This window comes from Janthinobacterium sp. PC23-8 (genome assembly GCF_002250505.1).
Lineage (GTDB): Bacteria > Pseudomonadota > Gammaproteobacteria > Burkholderiales > Burkholderiaceae_D > Janthinobacterium.
This window is the reverse complement of record NZ_NJGY01000001.1, coordinates 910406-925736: the sequence shown is the minus strand read 5'-3', so window position 1 is coordinate 925736 and position 15331 is coordinate 910406. Positions and strand designations below refer to the sequence as shown.

The following is a 15331-nucleotide window of genomic DNA, read 5'->3' as shown; positions in this document are numbered from 1 at the left end:
AGTACAAGCATAACCGAGTGGCCAGTTTTTACCTGAGTATAATTACTGTGTTTATATACAGTATTGAGGTGCATCATGGCGGTCGCGAGCTTGCCCGATTACGCTGAGTTGTTCTGCCTGACCAACTTCAGCTTCCTGCACGGCGCTTCGCATGCGCAGGAACTGGTGGCGCGCGCCATCGAGCTGGGCTACCACGCGCTGGCCATCACGGACGAGTGTTCGCTGGCCGGCGTGGTGCGCGCCCACGGCGTGGCCAAACGGGCCAACTTTCCGCTGATCATAGGCGCGCATTTTCACCTCACGCATGCCGATGGCAGTGTTGCCTGGTCGCTGCTGGCGCTGGCGAAGAACCGCGACGGTTATGGCAATCTGTCCGAGCTGATCACGATGGCGCGCACGCGCGCAGCCAAGGGGCGCTACCTGCTGACGCCCGACGATTTCGCCGCGCCATCGCCCGAGTTCGCCCATCTCAAAGGCTTGCCCGGCTGTTTGATGATCTTGCTGCCCGGCTATCCGGCCGATGCGGCCGCCTTGCGCGAGCAGGGCGTGTGGATGCAGGCCACCTTTGCCATGGAGGAAAACAAGGGGGAGAGAAAAGCGCGCAACTGGATTGGCCTCAATTTGCTGCTGCGCGCCCAGGACGATGCGCACCGGCTGGCCGTGCAGGCGGCGGCCCGGGCGCAGGGCTTGCCGGTGGTGGCCGTCGGCCATGTCTGCATGCATGTGCGTTCGCGCAAGCCGCTGCTCGATACCCTGTGCGCCGTGCGGGTGGGCAAGCCGGTGGCCGAGTGCGGTTATGCGCTGGCGCAAAACGCGGAACAGCATCTGCGCGCCCGGCTGCGCCTGGGCAATGTGTATCCAGCGCAGGCGCTGGCCGAAACCGTGTTGATTGCCAGCCAGTGCGATTTCTCGCTCGATAGCCTGCGCTATGAATACCCCGATGAACTGGTGCCGGCCGGCCATACGCCGGCCACTTACTTGCGTGAAGAGACCTACCATGGCGCGCGCACGCGCTTTCCGCTGGGCATCCCTGCCAACGTGCAGGCGCAGATCGAGCATGAACTTGAACTGATCGCCGACCTGGCGTATGAGCCGTACTTTTTGACCGTCTACGACATCGTGCGTTTTGCCCGCTCGCAAGCCATCCTGTGCCAGGGCCGGGGCTCGGCCGCCAATTCGGCCGTCTGCTATTGCCTGCATATTACCGAGGTCGACCCGGCGCGCGGCAACTCGCTGGTCGGGCGCTTCATGTCGCGCGAGCGCAATGAGCCGCCGGACATCGACGTCGACTTCGAACACCAGCGGCGCGAGGAAGTGATTCAATATATCTACGGCAAATATGGCCGGCGGCGCGCCGCGCTGGCCGCCGTGGTGATCAGCTACCGGCCGAAAAGCGCCTTGCGCGACAGCGGCCGCGCGCTGGGCGTGGACCTGGCCATCGTGGAAAAAGTGGCCAAGGCGCACCGCTGGTTCGACGGCAAGCGCGACTTGCTGAAGCGGCTGGCTGAAAGCGGGCTGGACCCGGGGGCGCCGCTGTCGCGCCAGTGGGCCACGCTGGCGCAGCAGTTGCTGGGTTTTCCGCGCCACTTGTCGCAGCATCCGGGCGGCTTCGTGATTGCGCAGGGCCAGCTGTCGCGCCTGGTGCCGATCGAAAACGCCACCATGGCCGGTCGCAGCGTGATCGAATGGGACAAGGACGACCTGGAAGAGCTGGGCCTGATGAAGGTCGACGTGCTGGCGCTGGGCATGCTGTCGGCGCTGCGCCGCGCCTTCGACATCGTCAGCCTGCGCCGTGGCGAGCCGTTCGTGATGCAGGATATTCCGCCCGAGGACAAGGCCACCTACGACATGATCTGCGAGGCCGACACCATCGGCGTATTCCAGATCGAATCGCGCGCGCAGATGAGCATGCTGCCGCGCCTGCGTCCACGCCAGTTCTATGACCTGGTGATCGAAGTGGCGCTGGTGCGCCCCGGCCCGATCCAGGGCGGCATGGTCCATCCGTATTTGCAGCGGCGCCAGAACCGGGAGGCGGTGAGCTACCCCAAGGGCCTGGAAAAGGCGCTGGGCCGCACCCTGGGCATTCCGATCTTCCAGGAGCAGGTGATGCAGGTGGCGATGATCGCGGCGAAATTTTCACCGGGCGAAGCGGACCAGTTGCGGCGCGCCATGGCGGCCTGGAAACGCAAGGGCGGCTTGAACAATTACCATGAACGTATCGTCACTGCCATGGTCGCCAATGGCTATGACGCAGCCTTCGCCGAAGCCATCTTCAGCCAGATCGAAGGCTTTGGCGAATACGGTTTTCCCGAGTCGCATGCGGCCAGTTTTGCGCTGCTGACTTATGCCAGTTCCTGGCTGAAGTGCCACGAACCGGCCGCCTTTCTGTGCGCCTTGCTCAACAGCCAGCCCATGGGGTTTTATAGCCCCTCGCAACTGGTGCAGGATGCGCGCCGGCATGGCGTGCCAGTATTGCCCGTCGATGTGGCCGCCAGCGGCTGGGAAGCGGCGCTGGCAGGCGACACCAACACGCCTGCCGTGCGCCTCGGTTTCAATACGCTGTTCGGCATGCGCGCGCAGGCAGCCCTGCGCATCGAGGATGCGCGCGCCATTGCCGCGTTCGTGGACGTGGCCGACCTGGCGCGGCGCGCATCGCTCGACCGTCACGACCTGCAGATACTGGCCGCCGGCAATGCCTTGCAGGCGCTGGCCGGCAACCGCCACGAAGCCTTGTGGCAGGCGGCCGGCGCCGTGCCCGAGCGCGACTTGCTGCGCGCCACCACGCTTGCTGAAGACTTGCCGCAGCTGTCCGCACCGGGCGAAGGCGCGGGCATCGTCAGCGACTACCGCGCGCAGGGCCTGACCCTGGGCCGCCATCCGCTGGCGCTGCTGCGCCAGCAGTTGCTGGCGCAGCGTTTCCTGCCCGCTTCCACCTTGCGCTGCTATACCAACGGTCAAGTGGCGCGCGCCTGCGGCATCGTCACCGTACGCCAGCGCCCCGGCACGGCCAAGGGCGTGCTGTTCCTGACCCTGGAAGATGAGACCGGTACGGTCAATGTGATCGTCTGGCCGTCGCTGGTGGAGCAGCAGCGCAAAGAGGTGCTGGGTGCGCCCTTGCTGGGCGTGTATGGCGTGTGGCAACAGGAAGGCATCGTGCGCAACCTGGTGGCCAGGCGCCTGGTCGACATGTCGCATCTGCTGGGACGCTTGCGCACCAGCAGCCGCGATTTTTGTTAATACTTATGGCATGATCTGCCCATGAAACCTTTATCTGAATTCGCTTTGCCTGCATGGACCTTGCGTCCGGCTTTGGTGGCCGACGCGCCCGCCATCGTTGCCCTGATCGACGACCTGATGCCTTTCCTGACCCTGCACCCGGACGGCGCCGGGGCGGAAAAGTTCATCGAACACTGCAGCCTGCCGGCCATCGAAACATATCTGTCGCAGGACAAATACCGCTACCAGATCGCCCATCTCGATGGCGAACTGGCCGGCGTGGTGGCGATGCGCGAGAACACGCATCTGTTTCATATGTTCGTGCCGCGCGCGCTGCACCGGCGCGGCATCGCCCTGCGATTGTGGCAGGCGGCGCGCGATGCGGCGCTGGCCAGGGGAGAAGTGACGGCATTTACCGTCAATTCCTCCCTGTATGCCTTGCCGGTGTATACCCGGATCGGATTCGTGCCGACAGGACCGAAAGTGGAGCAGGGCGGGATTGCGTTTGTGCCGATGCAGATGACGCTGGCCGGCTAATTACCAGCGTACGATCTTGCCCGGATTCATGATGTTTTTCGGGTCGAGTGCATGCTTGAGCGCGCGCATGGTGTCGATCGCGCCCTCGCCATGTTCTTCCACCAGGAAGGCCATCTTGTGCATGCCCACGCCGTGCTCGCCGGTGCAGGTGCCGTCCATGCCGATGGCGCGCGTGACCATGTCGGCGTTGACCTGTTCGGCGCGCGCGATGTCTTGCGGATTGTCCGGGTCGACCAGCATCTGCACATGAAAATTGCCGTCGCCCACATGACCGATAATGGCGTACACCAGGCCGGCGCTTTCGCAGTCTTCCCTGGTAGCCAGTATACATTCGGCCAGCCGTGAAATCGGCACGCAGCAATCGGTGGAGATGGCGCGGCTGCCCGGGCGCATCTGCAGCAGCGCAAAATAGGCATTGTGGCGCGCCGCCCACAGGCGCGAGCGCTCTTCTGGCCGGCTGGCCCATTCGAAACCGCTGGCGCCATGTTCTGCGGCAATCTCCTGCACCAGCTGCGCCTGCTCGGCCACGCTGGCCGGCGTGCCGTGAAATTCAAACAGCAGCAGCGGCTTTTCCGGCAGCGCCAGCTTGTCGTAGGCGTTGATGGCTTTTACGCCGTTCTCGTCAAGGAATTCCACGCGCGCCACCGGCACGCCCATCTGGATGGTCTCGATCACGGCATTGACGGCCGCGCCCGTATCGGGAAACGAGCAGACGGCGGCGGAAATGGCTTCCGGCAAGGGGTACAGTTTGACGGTGACTTCGGTGATGATGCCCAGCGTGCCTTCGCTGCCGACGAACAGCCGCGTCAGGTCGTAGCCGGCCGACGATTTTTTCGCCCGGGTGCCGGTCTTGATGATGCGTCCGTCGGCCGTGACGACCGTGAGCGCCAGCACGTTTTCGCGCATGGTGCCGTAGCGCACGGCGTTGGTGCCGGAAGCGCGGGTGGCCGCCATGCCGCCCAGCGAGGCGTTGGCGCCCGGATCGATGGGGAAGAACAGCCCGGTGTCGCGGATCTCTTCGTTCAACTGCTTGCGCGTCACGCCGGCCTGCACCGTGGCCGTCAGGTCTTGCGCATGCACGGCCACCATCGCGTTCATCTGCGACAGGTCGAGCGTCACGCCGCCGTGCAGGGCCAGCACATGGCCCTCGAGCGAGGTGCCGCTGCCCCAGGCGATCACCGGCACGTCATGCGCGGCGCACAGCTTGACGGCGGCCGCCACTTCCTCGGTCGAGTGGGCAAAGATGACGGCGTCGGGCAGCATCGGGTCGTAGCTCGATTCGTCGCGGCCATGATGCTCGCGCATGGCCTGCGTCATGGAAAAGCGCTCGGCAAAGATCAGGGCCAGTACGGCCGCAAGGGATGCAGGCAGCGGCCGCTTCAGGGCGGCCAGATGGTCAGGTCGATTCACGCGTGTCCTCCGTTTTTTCTTTATTCTACTTGAGGATGCGCGCACCAAAAGAAAAGGGCAGAACCTGTGGTTCCACCCTTTGCCGCAAGCGCCCCGCGTGCCGAATGACTATTCGCGCGCGGTGGTGCCGTAGTAGCTGTGGATTTCGTTGGACCAGGTGGTGTCGGCCATGTTCGGCCAGTTGTCCGTGTCGAAGCCGGGGGCGTTTTCGATGCGCTCCTTGTCGATATTCAGCGTGAAGCGCTTGTTGACGGTGTCGAGCAGCAGCGCTTCCCAGGGCACGGCGAACAGTTTTTCGCCGATGGTGAAGACACCGCCGTGCGACATGACGGCGTAGGCAATTTTGCCGCTGCGCATGTCGATCATGATTTCCTTGATTTCACCCAGATGTTCATCCCTGGCGTTGTGCACGTGGTCACCGATCAGGGTGTCGGCGCCCATCAGTTCAGGGCCGGGACCTTTATGGCCACGGTCCACATACATGCCATAGGCGTCGCGTTCTTCATAGCTCATGATTTACCTCCGTTGAAAATGCCAGTGTGCGGCAGCGCGACACCCGGGTCTGTTCGCTCTCCCACACAAGATATAAGGATGGAAATATTTCATATATTGCTATCGTGAGCTCTTGCGGCGCCGACAGCCAGGCTGGAGCGACGTTGCCGGCGGTTGGCGTAATTTTGCATGCGGCAACCGTGCTTTCGGCGGGCTTTAGTGTATAATTTCAATTTCCCGCACGTGCCGTTCGGCACCATCTGCAATGACCAAATTTGTCTTCGTCACCGGTGGCGTTGTGTCTTCCCTTGGTAAAGGGATTGCCGCCGCCTCTCTCGCCGCGATCCTCGAATCGCGCGGCCTTAAAGTCACCATGCTCAAGCTCGACCCGTATATCAACGTCGATCCTGGCACCATGAGCCCGATGCAACACGGTGAAGTGTTCGTCACCGACGACGGGGCCGAAACCGACCTCGACCTCGGCCACTACGAGCGCTTCATTTCCACCCGCATGAAAAAGGTGAATAACTTCACCACCGGCCAGATCTATGAATCGGTGATCCGCAAGGAACGCCGCGGCGAATATCTGGGCAAGACCGTGCAGGTGATTCCGCATATCACCAATGAAATCCAGGATTACATCCGCCGTGGCGCCGAAGGCTACGACGTGGCCCTGTGCGAAATCGGCGGCACCGTCGGCGATATCGAGTCGCTGCCTTTCCTGGAAGCGGCTCGCCAGCTGAGCCTGCGCGCCGGCCGCAAGAATACCGCCTTCGTTCACCTGACCCTGGTGCCGTATATTGCCTCGGCCGGTGAATTGAAAACCAAGCCGACCCAGCACTCGGTGCAGAAGCTGCGCGAAATCGGCATCCTGCCCAATGCGCTGCTGTGCCGTGCCGACCGCGCCATTCCCGAGGACGAGCGCGCGAAGATCTCGCTGTTCTCGAACATCGAGGAAGACGCCGTCATTTCCGTGTGGGATGTCGACACCATCTACAAAGTGCCGCAAATGCTGCATGACCAGGGCCTCGACAAGATCATCTGCGACGCGCTGGACTTGAACCCGGCGCCGGCCGACCTGTCGGTCTGGAGCAAGCTGATCTACACGCTCGAACATCCGAAGTCGGCAGTGACCGTCGGCATGGTCGGCAAGTATGTGGAGCTGACCGAATCGTACAAATCGCTGACCGAAGCGCTGCGTCACGCCGGCATCCACAACGAGTCGCAGGTCAATATCGAGTACATCGATTCGGAAGAAATCGAAACCACCGGTTGCGCCGCTCTGGCCAAGTACGACGCCATCCTGGTGCCGGGCGGCTTCGGCAAGCGCGGCGTGGAAGGCAAGATCATGGCGGCCCAGTTCGCCCGTGAAAACAAGGTGCCTTACCTGGGCATCTGCCTGGGCATGCAAGTGGCGCTGATCGAATACGCACGCCATAAAGCCGGTTTGACCAGCGCCAACTCGACCGAATTCGACCTCGACACTGCGCAACCGGTGGTAGCACTGATCGATCAGTGGCAAGGCCAGGACGGCAAGGTTGAAAAGCGCGACGCCAATTCTGACCTGGGCGGCACCATGCGCCTGGGCGCGCAAACCTGCGCCATCAAGCCGGGCACCCTGGCCGCCGAGATCTACGGCGCCGTCGTCACCGAGCGTCACCGTCACCGCTACGAAGCGAACAATCACTACCTGCCGCGCGTGGAAGCGGCCGGCCTGGTGGTAGCCGCCCGCACGCCGACCGAAGACCTGTGCGAAATCATGGAATTGCCGCGCACGGGCGATAATGCCCACCCCTGGTATATGGGCGTGCAGTATCATCCGGAATTCAAATCGACCCCGCGTGACGGCCACCCGCTGTTCACCTCGTTCATCAAGGCAGCGCTGGCCCACAAGGAAGAGAACGCCACCGCAGAATAAACGTGGCCTGATGGCGTTTGGCCTTGCAGCACCGCTCCCGGCAGCTTAGTCTACGCCGGGAGTTTGTTTACCCTCTTTGTGCAATTGCGCATCAGAACGCAGTGTGCAGCCCTGTTACGCTTAACTTTGGAGAATGATATGAGTGCTATTGTTGACATTATCGGCCGTGAGATCCTGGACTCGCGCGGCAACCCTACCGTCGAATGCGATGTGCTGCTGGAATCGGGCGTGATGGGCCGTGCCGCCGTGCCGTCGGGTGCCTCGACCGGTTCGCGCGAAGCCGTGGAACTGCGCGATGGCGACGCCAAGCGCTACTTCGGCAAGGGCGTGCTGCAGGCATGCGAGAACATCAATACCGAAATCTCCGAAGCCATCATGGGCCTGGACGCCAATGAACAGGCGTTCCTGGACCGCACCCTGATCGATCTGGACGGCACGGAAAACAAATCGCGCCTGGGCGCCAACGCCATCCTGGCCGTCTCGATGGCGGTCGCCAAGGCCGCCGCCGAAGAAGCCGGCCTGCCTTTGTACCGTTATTTCGGCGGTTCGGGCGCGATGCAATTGCCGGTGCCGATGATGAACGTCATCAACGGCGGCGCGCACGCCGACAACAACCTCGATATCCAGGAATTCATGATCATTCCAGTGGGCGCGCCGTCGTTCAAGGAAGCGGTTCGTTATGGCGCGGAAGTGTTCCACACGCTGAAAAAGATCCTGCACAAGAAGGGTCTGAACACCAACGTCGGCGACGAAGGCGGTTTCGCGCCATCGCTGGCCAACCACGAAGAAGCGATCAAGCTGATCATCCAGGCGATCGAAGAAGCCGGCTACGAGCCAGGCACGCAAGTGGCCATTGGCCTGGACTGCGCCGCTTCCGAGTTCTACAAGGATGGCAAGTACGAGCTGGCCGGCGAAGGCCTGAGCTTGACCGCCACCGAATTTACCAACCTGCTGGCAACCTGGTGCGACAAGTACCCGATCATCTCGATCGAAGACGCGATGCATGAAGGCGACTGGGATGGCTGGGCGATCCTGACGGCCGAACTGGGCAAGAAAGTGCAACTGGTCGGCGACGATCTGTATGTCACCAACACCAAGATCCTGAAAGAAGGCATCCAGAAGGGCATCGCCAACTCGATCCTGATCAAGATCAACCAGATCGGCACCCTGACCGAAACCTTCGCCGCCATCGAAATGGCCAAGCGCGCCGGCTACACGGCCGTCATTTCGCACCGCTCGGGCGAAACGGAAGACTCGACCATCGCCGATATCGCTGTCGGTACCAATGCCCTGCAGATCAAGACCGGCTCGATGTCGCGCTCGGACCGCATGGCCAAGTACAATCAGCTGCTGCGCATCGAGGAAGACCTGGGCGACATCGCTTCCTATCCTGGCCGCGATGCATTCTATAATCTGAAGTAATTGCAACAAGATGAGCAACTGACCGGCCGGAATTTTCCGGCCGGTTTTTTAACCGAGACCCATGCGCCTGATTACGCTTGCCCTGGCAGCCTTGCTGCTGTTGATACAATTTCCCCTCTGGACGGGCAAAGGCGGCTGGCTGCGCGTTGCCGACATGGAAGCCCAAGTCGCGCAGGCGCATCAAAAGAATATGGAATTGAAAGCCCGTAACGCCAAGCTCGAATCCGAAGTGCGCGACCTGAAGGACGGCACCGGCGCGGTCGAGGAGCGTGCCCGCTATGAGCTGGGAATGGTCAAGCAGAATGAGATTTTTGTGCAGATCGTGCGCAAGGGCCAGCTGCCGCCGATGATAGAAACGCCTGCCGCGACGGCTGCGCCTCACTGAGAAGGATTGATTTCCTTCCCTGCCAGCCCGGGCCGATTGCCAGGCTGACGCATACACGCTTTTCTACTGCTTACAGCTCGCCCTTGCCGCTCGAAATCAGGTAAAAGCGGATGGCGGTCACGGCAACGGCCAGAGTGATCAGGGTGGTTTCGAAAATCATCATATTCAATCCTAAGTAATGTAAGTTGTAATCAAAAAAGTGTTCAGGCAAGGCGAAGCAACGCCGCCATGGACGCTTTTTTAACCGCGCGAAGCGAGGAAACGCAGTTCGCTGGCCAGGTTGGGCATCAGGTGTTCGTAGCGTGCCGCTTCCGAGTTCAGCAGGGCGATATCGCGCTGGCTTGGGCGGCTGTAGCGTGGCTCGTCGGCGGCGGCGGCTGCCTGGACGACCGGTTTCGAGGCCAGCAGGGCGCCCAGGAAAGCGCGCGTGGCGCGGCCGAGGTTGTTGAAATAGCCGTCGTTGCTGGTGCTGCTGTAAGTGCTGGTCATTGTGGACATATGCCCTCCATGAAAGTGTGTTGTTGCATTGCACAATAATGGAAACCGCGATATACGTCCAATTCCAAATTCCAATTTCAGTAATTCAAGCTGTGAATAATAAGGGCGTAGCCACCGGCCACGCCCCGGATAAAAATATGTAACAAATTATTATCCTGCGGCAACACGGCCCAAACCGGGATCGTCGCTGAAAAAGCCATCCAGGCCGGTCTCGATATAGCGCCGCATTTCCGCCACCGAGCCCGCTTCGTTGCGCGCGTTCTCGCCATTGCCATCCCGGAAGTCGGCCGCCAGGAAACGGTTTTCCGGGCGGAAGGTCCAGGTGTGCAGCAGCAGTCCCGCCTGGTGCGCATCGTCGACGATGGAGGTTGGCTTTGCCAGGCGCTGGTCGGCGCCCAGCGGGATCAGGCCGCGCGTGGGTGGCGCCAGCACGTCGGCGTAGGCGGCGATGTCGCGCAGGCCGGCCGGCTGCAGCATTTGCCCGAAGGTCAGCTTGCCGCCGGCCTTGGCGACATCGACCGGGCGCACATCGCCACCAAGCACCAGCTGCATCAGGCGCACGTTGGCGCGCTTGCCCAGCTTGTTGCGCAGATACTTCAGGTTGGCCGTTTCAAACGACTGGATCTCGACCGGCGCGCGGCGCGTGTATTCGTGCGCCAGCATGGTCGAGATAAAACGGTCTTCCAGCGCCAGGCCGGCCTCGCTGAAGTAAGTGGAACTTTTCAGTTCGGGCACCAGGCCGATCACCCGCCCGCTGGCGGCCGATTGCGCCGCAACAAATTCGATGATTTCTTCCCAGGTCGGCACCTGGAACTGGCCGTCGTACATGGTGTTGCCGGTACGGATAGTGGGCAGGCGTTCGATGGCGCGCAGGGTTTTCAGTTCCATCAGGGTGAAGTCATCGACATGCCAGCCGTCGTGCCATTCGCCATCGACCATCTTCTTGCTGCGCCGGCTGGCAAATTCAGGCCGGCGCGCCACATCGGTGGTCTCGATCAGGTTGCTTTCGTGGCGCGCCACCAGCACCCCATCGCGCGTGGCGACCAGGTCTGGCTCGACATAATCGGCGCCGTCGGCAATCGCCTTGGCATACGAGGCCAGCGTGTGCTCGGGGCGCAGGGCGCTGGCGCCCCGGTGGCCGTACACCAGCGGGCGGGTGGGAGGAGTGGACAGCATGCCGGCGGCAAAAGCGGGCAGAGCCGCCAGCGCCAGGCCACCGGCGGTGGCCTGCACGAAGCGGCGGCGCGACAGATGCCGTTGTGGCAACACGGGGGCGCGCATCAGAACTCCGCCGTCAGGGTCAGAAAGCCCTGGCGCGGCGCGATCGGGAAGGTGTTGTAGGTCTTGTCGGCGGCGCCCACCACCACGTTGAGCGCGCCTTCGCGGTTGGCCAGGTTGCTGACATTGACGCGCCAGCGCGGGTTTTTCAGCCAGCTGGCCAGGGCCGGCAGCTTGCCCGACACGCCCAGGCTCATCAGGAAGTAGCCGGGTACCGACAGGTCATTGGTATAGGTGGCGTAACGTTTTCCCACATAGTCTCCGATCAATTGAAATTCCACTTCGCCCAGATTGGCGGTGGCGACGAATTTATTGAGCCACTCGGGCGAACCGGGCACGTTCTTGCCGGCCGTCGGCACCAGGGTGGCGCCGTTGAAATAATTGTCGGCATATTGCGAGCGGTTGTACGACAGCGCATTGTAGAACGAAAAATTATTGCCGAAGTGGACGGTGGCGGCCAGGTCGACGCCATCCGTGCGCACGCTGCCGACGTTGGCCAGCACCGGGTTGCCGCCGATAATCGACGAGATCACCGGGGTCGGGCTGATCTGCAGCAAACGGTTGCTGAAGTCCACATGATAGACGCTGACCTGGCCATCGATGGCGGTGACGGCGCCCAGCTGCAGCGGGTGGTTGCCGCGCAGGCCGAGTTCATACGTCAGCGCCGTTTCCGGCTTGGCGTCGCGCTTGAACAGGTCGAAGGCGGACTGGCTGGCCAGGCTCCACGGCGAGGCGCCGCCACCGCCGTAGGTGACGAACTGGCGCATGTTTTTCTGGATATTGAAATACAGCTGGTCTTGCGGCGTGACATCCCAGCGCCCGCCCAACTGCGGCAAAAACCATTTTTTGGTGTCGATCGAACCGACCGGCAGGGCCGTCGAGCCGCCGGAGATCGCGCCCCTGGCCGGCTGCACCGGGAACTGGCCATCGGCAAACTGCAGGCTGGACTTGAAGCCGGCCTGCAGCGCGATATCCTGGCTGATCTTCCATTCGTCCTGCAGGTGCAGCTGCACCACCTTGTTGTCGATCTCGCTGCCGTATTGCGTGATCAGGGGATTGGCGGGACGGTCATACGGCGAGGTCGGCTGGTTCACGTCCAGCGCATACCAGCGGCGATAGGCCGAGGAGCGGTTCTGCTCCAGCCACAGGCCCGCTTCCAGTTGATGATCGCCAATTTCCTTGCGCAGGGTCGAGATGAAACCGCCGCGCTTGATGTCGTATTCGGTGGTGCGCACGGCGTAGCCTGAATTGCCGAACACCTGCCTGAGGTTCTGGTTCGGGTAGTACACGCCGAACAGCGCCGGCAGGCCGGCCACGCCGATCGGGCCGGCCACTACGCCGGCGCCGTCATCCTTGTGGAAATAGACCTGGTTGCTCCAGGTGGCGCCATCGGCCAGGTTGGCGTCGAATTTGGCGTAGGCCAGGTAATCGGTGCGCTGCGCGTCGCTGTAGTAATTGCGGTAGTTGTTGCCATCGGCCGCAGGCGTGGCGCCGGTGGGCGACAGATAATTGAGGGCCGCGCCGAAGTTCGGGTACAGGAAGGGGCGCGTATAGGGCGCGCTGGTTTCGCCGGCCACGTGCACGGTGCTGTCTTCGTTCGGCTCGGTTTTGTCCGAGTAATTGAAGAACAGGGTCAGCTTGCCGGCCTCGCTGCGGTTGACGAACTTGGCGTTGAACTGGTCGCCGCCCTGGCGCGCGTCGAAGTCCCAGGCGCGCGCTTCGTGGTGCAGGATGGAAAAGTAGGCGCTGTTGCCCTCGCCAAAGACACCCGTGTCGTAGCGGGCAAAGGTGCGCGAGGTGCGGTGGCTGCCCACGGTCTGCTGCACGCTGGCGCCTTGCGCGGCCAGCGGGTCGCTGGAAAAGGTTTCAATCGTGCCGCCCAGGTTGCTGGTCGAGGCGGTGGCCAGGTCGCCGGCGCCCGACGACAGCACCACGCTGCGCACGTTTTCGCTGATCACGGCGCGCTGCGGCGACAGGCCGTTGTAGTTGCCGTACTGCTGGTCGCCGAGCGGCACGCCATCCATGGTGTAGCCGAGTTGCTGGCCCGAAAAACCGTGCACGAACAGCGACAGGTTCTGTTCGTTGTTGCCCCAGGGATCGGCGGTCTGGAAGCTCACGCCCGGCAGGGTCTGCAGCGCCTTGAGCGGATTGGTACCGGGCAGGATTTTCTGGATTTCATTCTTGCTCAGCGCCACCGAAGAGCGCGTCTTGCGCGAGGAAATCTCTACTGTTGCCATCGGGGCATTGTCCTCGACAGGCGCGGCCATCTCGGTGGTGGCGGAGGCGACTGCGGCGGCAACGGCCGTTTGTGCCAGCGCGGGCAGTGCGCTGCCGGCGGCGCAGCCGAGCAGCAAGTTAAAGGAGTGGCGGCGCAACGCCAGCGTCAGATTCGGGTTCATCATGGCCTGTGGTAAATGGGGGAACAATGCAAGCTGGGCAGCGTAACGGCAGGGCGTGACGCGCTGATGACGACCTGGTGACGAATTGATGACAGACGAAAAAAAGCGCCGCCAGGACGGCGGCGCGGAGAGACTGCGAAAAAAATCAGTTGATGCTGGTGGCCGGCGGAATCAGCACTTCGGCCGGCGCATCGGTCATGAACAGTTGCGCGCAATCGACCTTGTCGAAATCGTAGTGCTGGCCGCAGAAGTCGCAGTTCACGCCCACGTGGCCGATTTCCGCCAGCGTCTCGTTGACTTCCTGTTCACCCAGCATCTTGAGCATATTGCCCACTTTTTCGCGGGTGCAGGTGCAATGGAAACTCGGGTGCAGCGGGTCGAACACGCGGATCGTTTCTTCCCAGAACAGGCGCTGCATCAGGGTGTCGATGTCGGTGGCCAGGATCTCTTCCTCTTTCAGGGTCGAGGCCAGCATCACGGCGCGGTTCCAGGTGTCGAGCGCGTCGTCTTCCGACACTGGCGTCGCTTCGGCCTTGCCGCCGTGGTGGGGCAGTTTTTGCAGCAGCAGGCCGCGCGAGGTGGTGTCGTCGGTGGCCAGCCACAGGCGCGTGTCGAGCTGTTCCGAGCGCAACATGTAGTTTTCGATGACGGTTGCCATGTCGTCGCCGTCGAGCGGCACGATGCCCTGGTACGGTTGCTGGCCCGGCACCTTGTCGGCCGGATCGAGCGTGATGATGAAGCGGCCCTTGCCGTTGGCGTTCATCAGCTGCGGCACGGTGGAACCGTCAACGATCTCGGCGTCCGGATCGAGCTTGGCGGTGGCGCGCAGGCGCAGGTCGGAGTCGCACTCGACCACCATCAGGCGTACCGGGCCGTCGCCATGGATCTGCATGATGATGGAACCGTTGAATTTCAGGTTGGCCGACAGCAGGGCGGCGGCAGCCACCATTTCGCCCAGCACTTTTTTCACGGCCAGCGGATAGGCGTGGCGCGTCACCACTTCCTGCCAGGTGCTGGACACGTCAATGAACTGGCCGCGCACGGCGGCGTTATCGAAAATAAATTTTTGCAGCGTATCCCGGCCTGCGGTGGGGGCGGCGATGGCGCCGCTGGTGTCAGTGCTCATGTGTCTTGTCCAATCTTCTTGAGTTGCGTATTAAATAGCTGGCCGCGCTGTACATAATTGAGAGCATTGCCTTGCAGCCTGGTGATATCGTCCGCCGTCAGGGGGCGCACGGCCTTGGCCGGCGTGCCGATGATCAGCATATTGTCGGGAAACTCCTTGCCTTCGGTGACCAGCGCGCCGGCGCCGACCAGGCAGTTCCTGCCGATCCTGGCGCCATTGAGCACCACCGCCTGGATGCCGATCAGCGAACCGTCGCCGATGGTGCAGCCGTGCAGCATGGCCTGGTGGCCGATGGTGACGTTTTGCCCCACGTCGAGCGGATAGCCGGGGTCGGTATGCAGCACCGCGCCTTCCTGCACATTGCTGTTGGCGCCGACCGTGATGCGCTCATTGTCGCCGCGCAAGGTTGCGCCAAACCACACCGAGGTGTTTTCATGCAGGGTGACCTTGCCGATCACATTGGCTGTGTCGGCAACAAACGCGGAAGCATCAATCTGCGGCGCCTCGGCGCCCAATTGGTAGAGTGTCATGATTAGCCTGAGGCAAGGGTGGAAAGGCCGGGGATGTCGCTATTTTACGCTGTTGCAAGACAAGCCAGAACGGCGGCAAGCGATCCGGTATAATTAAAGAACGGTCGTACGTTTATCGCG

General features: G+C 62.3%; 12 protein-coding genes. 5 read left to right on the top strand and 7 right to left on the bottom strand.

Annotated features, from left to right (window positions below):
* Positions 1-75 precede the first annotated feature (75 nt).
* Both CD932_RS04000 and CD932_RS03995 read left to right on the top strand, forming a co-directional pair.
* On the top strand, positions 76-3237 hold the full coding sequence (locus CD932_RS04000; RefSeq protein WP_094441493.1) for an error-prone DNA polymerase: 3162 nt from the start codon (positions 76-78) through the stop codon (positions 3235-3237).
* 21 nt (positions 3238-3258) lie between these two features.
* Positions 3259-3753 carry a GNAT family N-acetyltransferase gene (locus tag CD932_RS03995; protein WP_094441492.1) on the top strand — a complete coding sequence of 165 codons (495 nt, stop codon included), beginning with the start codon at positions 3259-3261 and terminating at the stop codon, positions 3751-3753.
* Here the strand turns inward: CD932_RS03995 and CD932_RS03990 are convergent, their stop codons facing one another.
* Positions 3754-5163, bottom strand: a complete 1410-nt coding sequence (locus tag CD932_RS03990) for an FAD-binding oxidoreductase (protein ID WP_254926451.1) — start codon at positions 5161-5163, stop codon at positions 3754-3756.
* Between the two features lie 108 nt (positions 5164-5271).
* A complete protein-coding gene (locus tag CD932_RS03985; protein ID WP_094441491.1) occupies positions 5272-5676 on the bottom strand; it encodes a PRC-barrel domain-containing protein in 405 nt (134 codons plus the stop codon).
* A gap of 244 nt (positions 5677-5920) precedes the next feature.
* Between CD932_RS03985 and CD932_RS03980 the strand changes: the two genes are divergently transcribed.
* From CD932_RS03980 to ftsB, 3 genes are all read left to right on the top strand, one after another.
* A complete protein-coding gene (locus tag CD932_RS03980) occupies positions 5921-7573 on the top strand; it encodes a CTP synthase (protein WP_094441490.1) in 1653 nt (550 codons plus the stop codon).
* A 138-nt stretch (positions 7574-7711) separates the two neighbouring features.
* The gene (eno, locus tag CD932_RS03975; protein WP_094441489.1) at positions 7712-8995 is read left to right on the top strand and encodes a phosphopyruvate hydratase; all 1284 of its coding nucleotides are present in this window, start codon (positions 7712-7714) and stop codon (positions 8993-8995) included.
* A gap of 61 nt (positions 8996-9056) precedes the next feature.
* Positions 9057-9380, top strand: a complete 324-nt coding sequence (gene ftsB, locus CD932_RS03970) for a cell division protein FtsB (RefSeq protein ID WP_094441488.1) — start codon at positions 9057-9059, stop codon at positions 9378-9380.
* A 240-nt stretch (positions 9381-9620) separates the two neighbouring features.
* Here ftsB and CD932_RS03965 read toward each other — a convergent pair whose 3' ends face one another.
* The 5 genes from CD932_RS03965 to CD932_RS03945 form a co-directional block, all read right to left on the bottom strand.
* On the bottom strand, positions 9621-9878 hold the full coding sequence (locus tag CD932_RS03965) for a hypothetical protein (RefSeq protein WP_141213176.1): 258 nt from the start codon (positions 9876-9878) through the stop codon (positions 9621-9623).
* Positions 9879-10028: 150 nt separating this feature from the next.
* Entirely contained in the window at positions 10029-11159 is a 1131-nt protein-coding gene (locus CD932_RS03960) for a glycerophosphodiester phosphodiesterase family protein (protein ID WP_094441486.1), read from the bottom strand.
* Positions 11159-13558 carry a TonB-dependent receptor gene (locus CD932_RS03955; protein WP_254926450.1) on the bottom strand — a complete coding sequence of 800 codons (2400 nt, stop codon included), beginning with the start codon at positions 13556-13558 and terminating at the stop codon, positions 11159-11161. The genes CD932_RS03960 and CD932_RS03955 overlap by 1 nt, the downstream gene beginning before the upstream one ends.
* 142 nt (positions 13559-13700) lie before the next feature.
* Positions 13701-14681: an Hsp33 family molecular chaperone HslO gene (hslO, locus tag CD932_RS03950; RefSeq protein WP_094441485.1), complete on the bottom strand. Its 981-nt coding sequence runs from the start codon at positions 14679-14681 to the stop codon at positions 13701-13703.
* Positions 14678-15211, bottom strand: coding sequence for a gamma carbonic anhydrase family protein (locus tag CD932_RS03945; protein ID WP_094441484.1), 534 nt, complete (start codon positions 15209-15211; stop codon positions 14678-14680). Before CD932_RS03945 ends, hslO begins: the two co-directional genes overlap by 4 nt.
* Between the last annotated feature and the right edge of the window lie 120 nt (positions 15212-15331).

Bases quoted from the DNA above. Each gene is read 5' to 3' on its own strand.
- CD932_RS04000 (WP_094441493.1), top strand. From the start codon at position 76: ATGGCGGTCGCGAGCTTGCCCGATTACGCTGAGTTGTTCTGCCTGACC.
- CD932_RS03995 (WP_094441492.1), top strand. From the start codon at position 3,259: ATGAAACCTTTATCTGAATTCGCTTTGCCTGCATGGACCTTGCGTCCG.
- CD932_RS03985 (WP_094441491.1), bottom strand. From the start codon at position 5,676: ATGAGCTATGAAGAACGCGACGCCTATGGCATGTATGTGGACCGTGGC.
- CD932_RS03980 (WP_094441490.1), top strand. From the start codon at position 5,921: ATGACCAAATTTGTCTTCGTCACCGGTGGCGTTGTGTCTTCCCTTGGT.
- eno (WP_094441489.1), top strand. From the start codon at position 7,712: ATGAGTGCTATTGTTGACATTATCGGCCGTGAGATCCTGGACTCGCGC.
- ftsB (WP_094441488.1), top strand. From the start codon at position 9,057: ATGCGCCTGATTACGCTTGCCCTGGCAGCCTTGCTGCTGTTGATACAA.
- CD932_RS03965 (WP_141213176.1), bottom strand. From the start codon at position 9,878: ATGTCCACAATGACCAGCACTTACAGCAGCACCAGCAACGACGGCTAT.
- CD932_RS03960 (WP_094441486.1), bottom strand. From the start codon at position 11,159: ATGCGCGCCCCCGTGTTGCCACAACGGCATCTGTCGCGCCGCCGCTTC.
- CD932_RS03955 (WP_254926450.1), bottom strand. From the start codon at position 13,558: ATGATGAACCCGAATCTGACGCTGGCGTTGCGCCGCCACTCCTTTAAC.
- hslO (WP_094441485.1), bottom strand. From the start codon at position 14,681: ATGAGCACTGACACCAGCGGCGCCATCGCCGCCCCCACCGCAGGCCGG.
- CD932_RS03945 (WP_094441484.1), bottom strand. From the start codon at position 15,211: ATGACACTCTACCAATTGGGCGCCGAGGCGCCGCAGATTGATGCTTCC.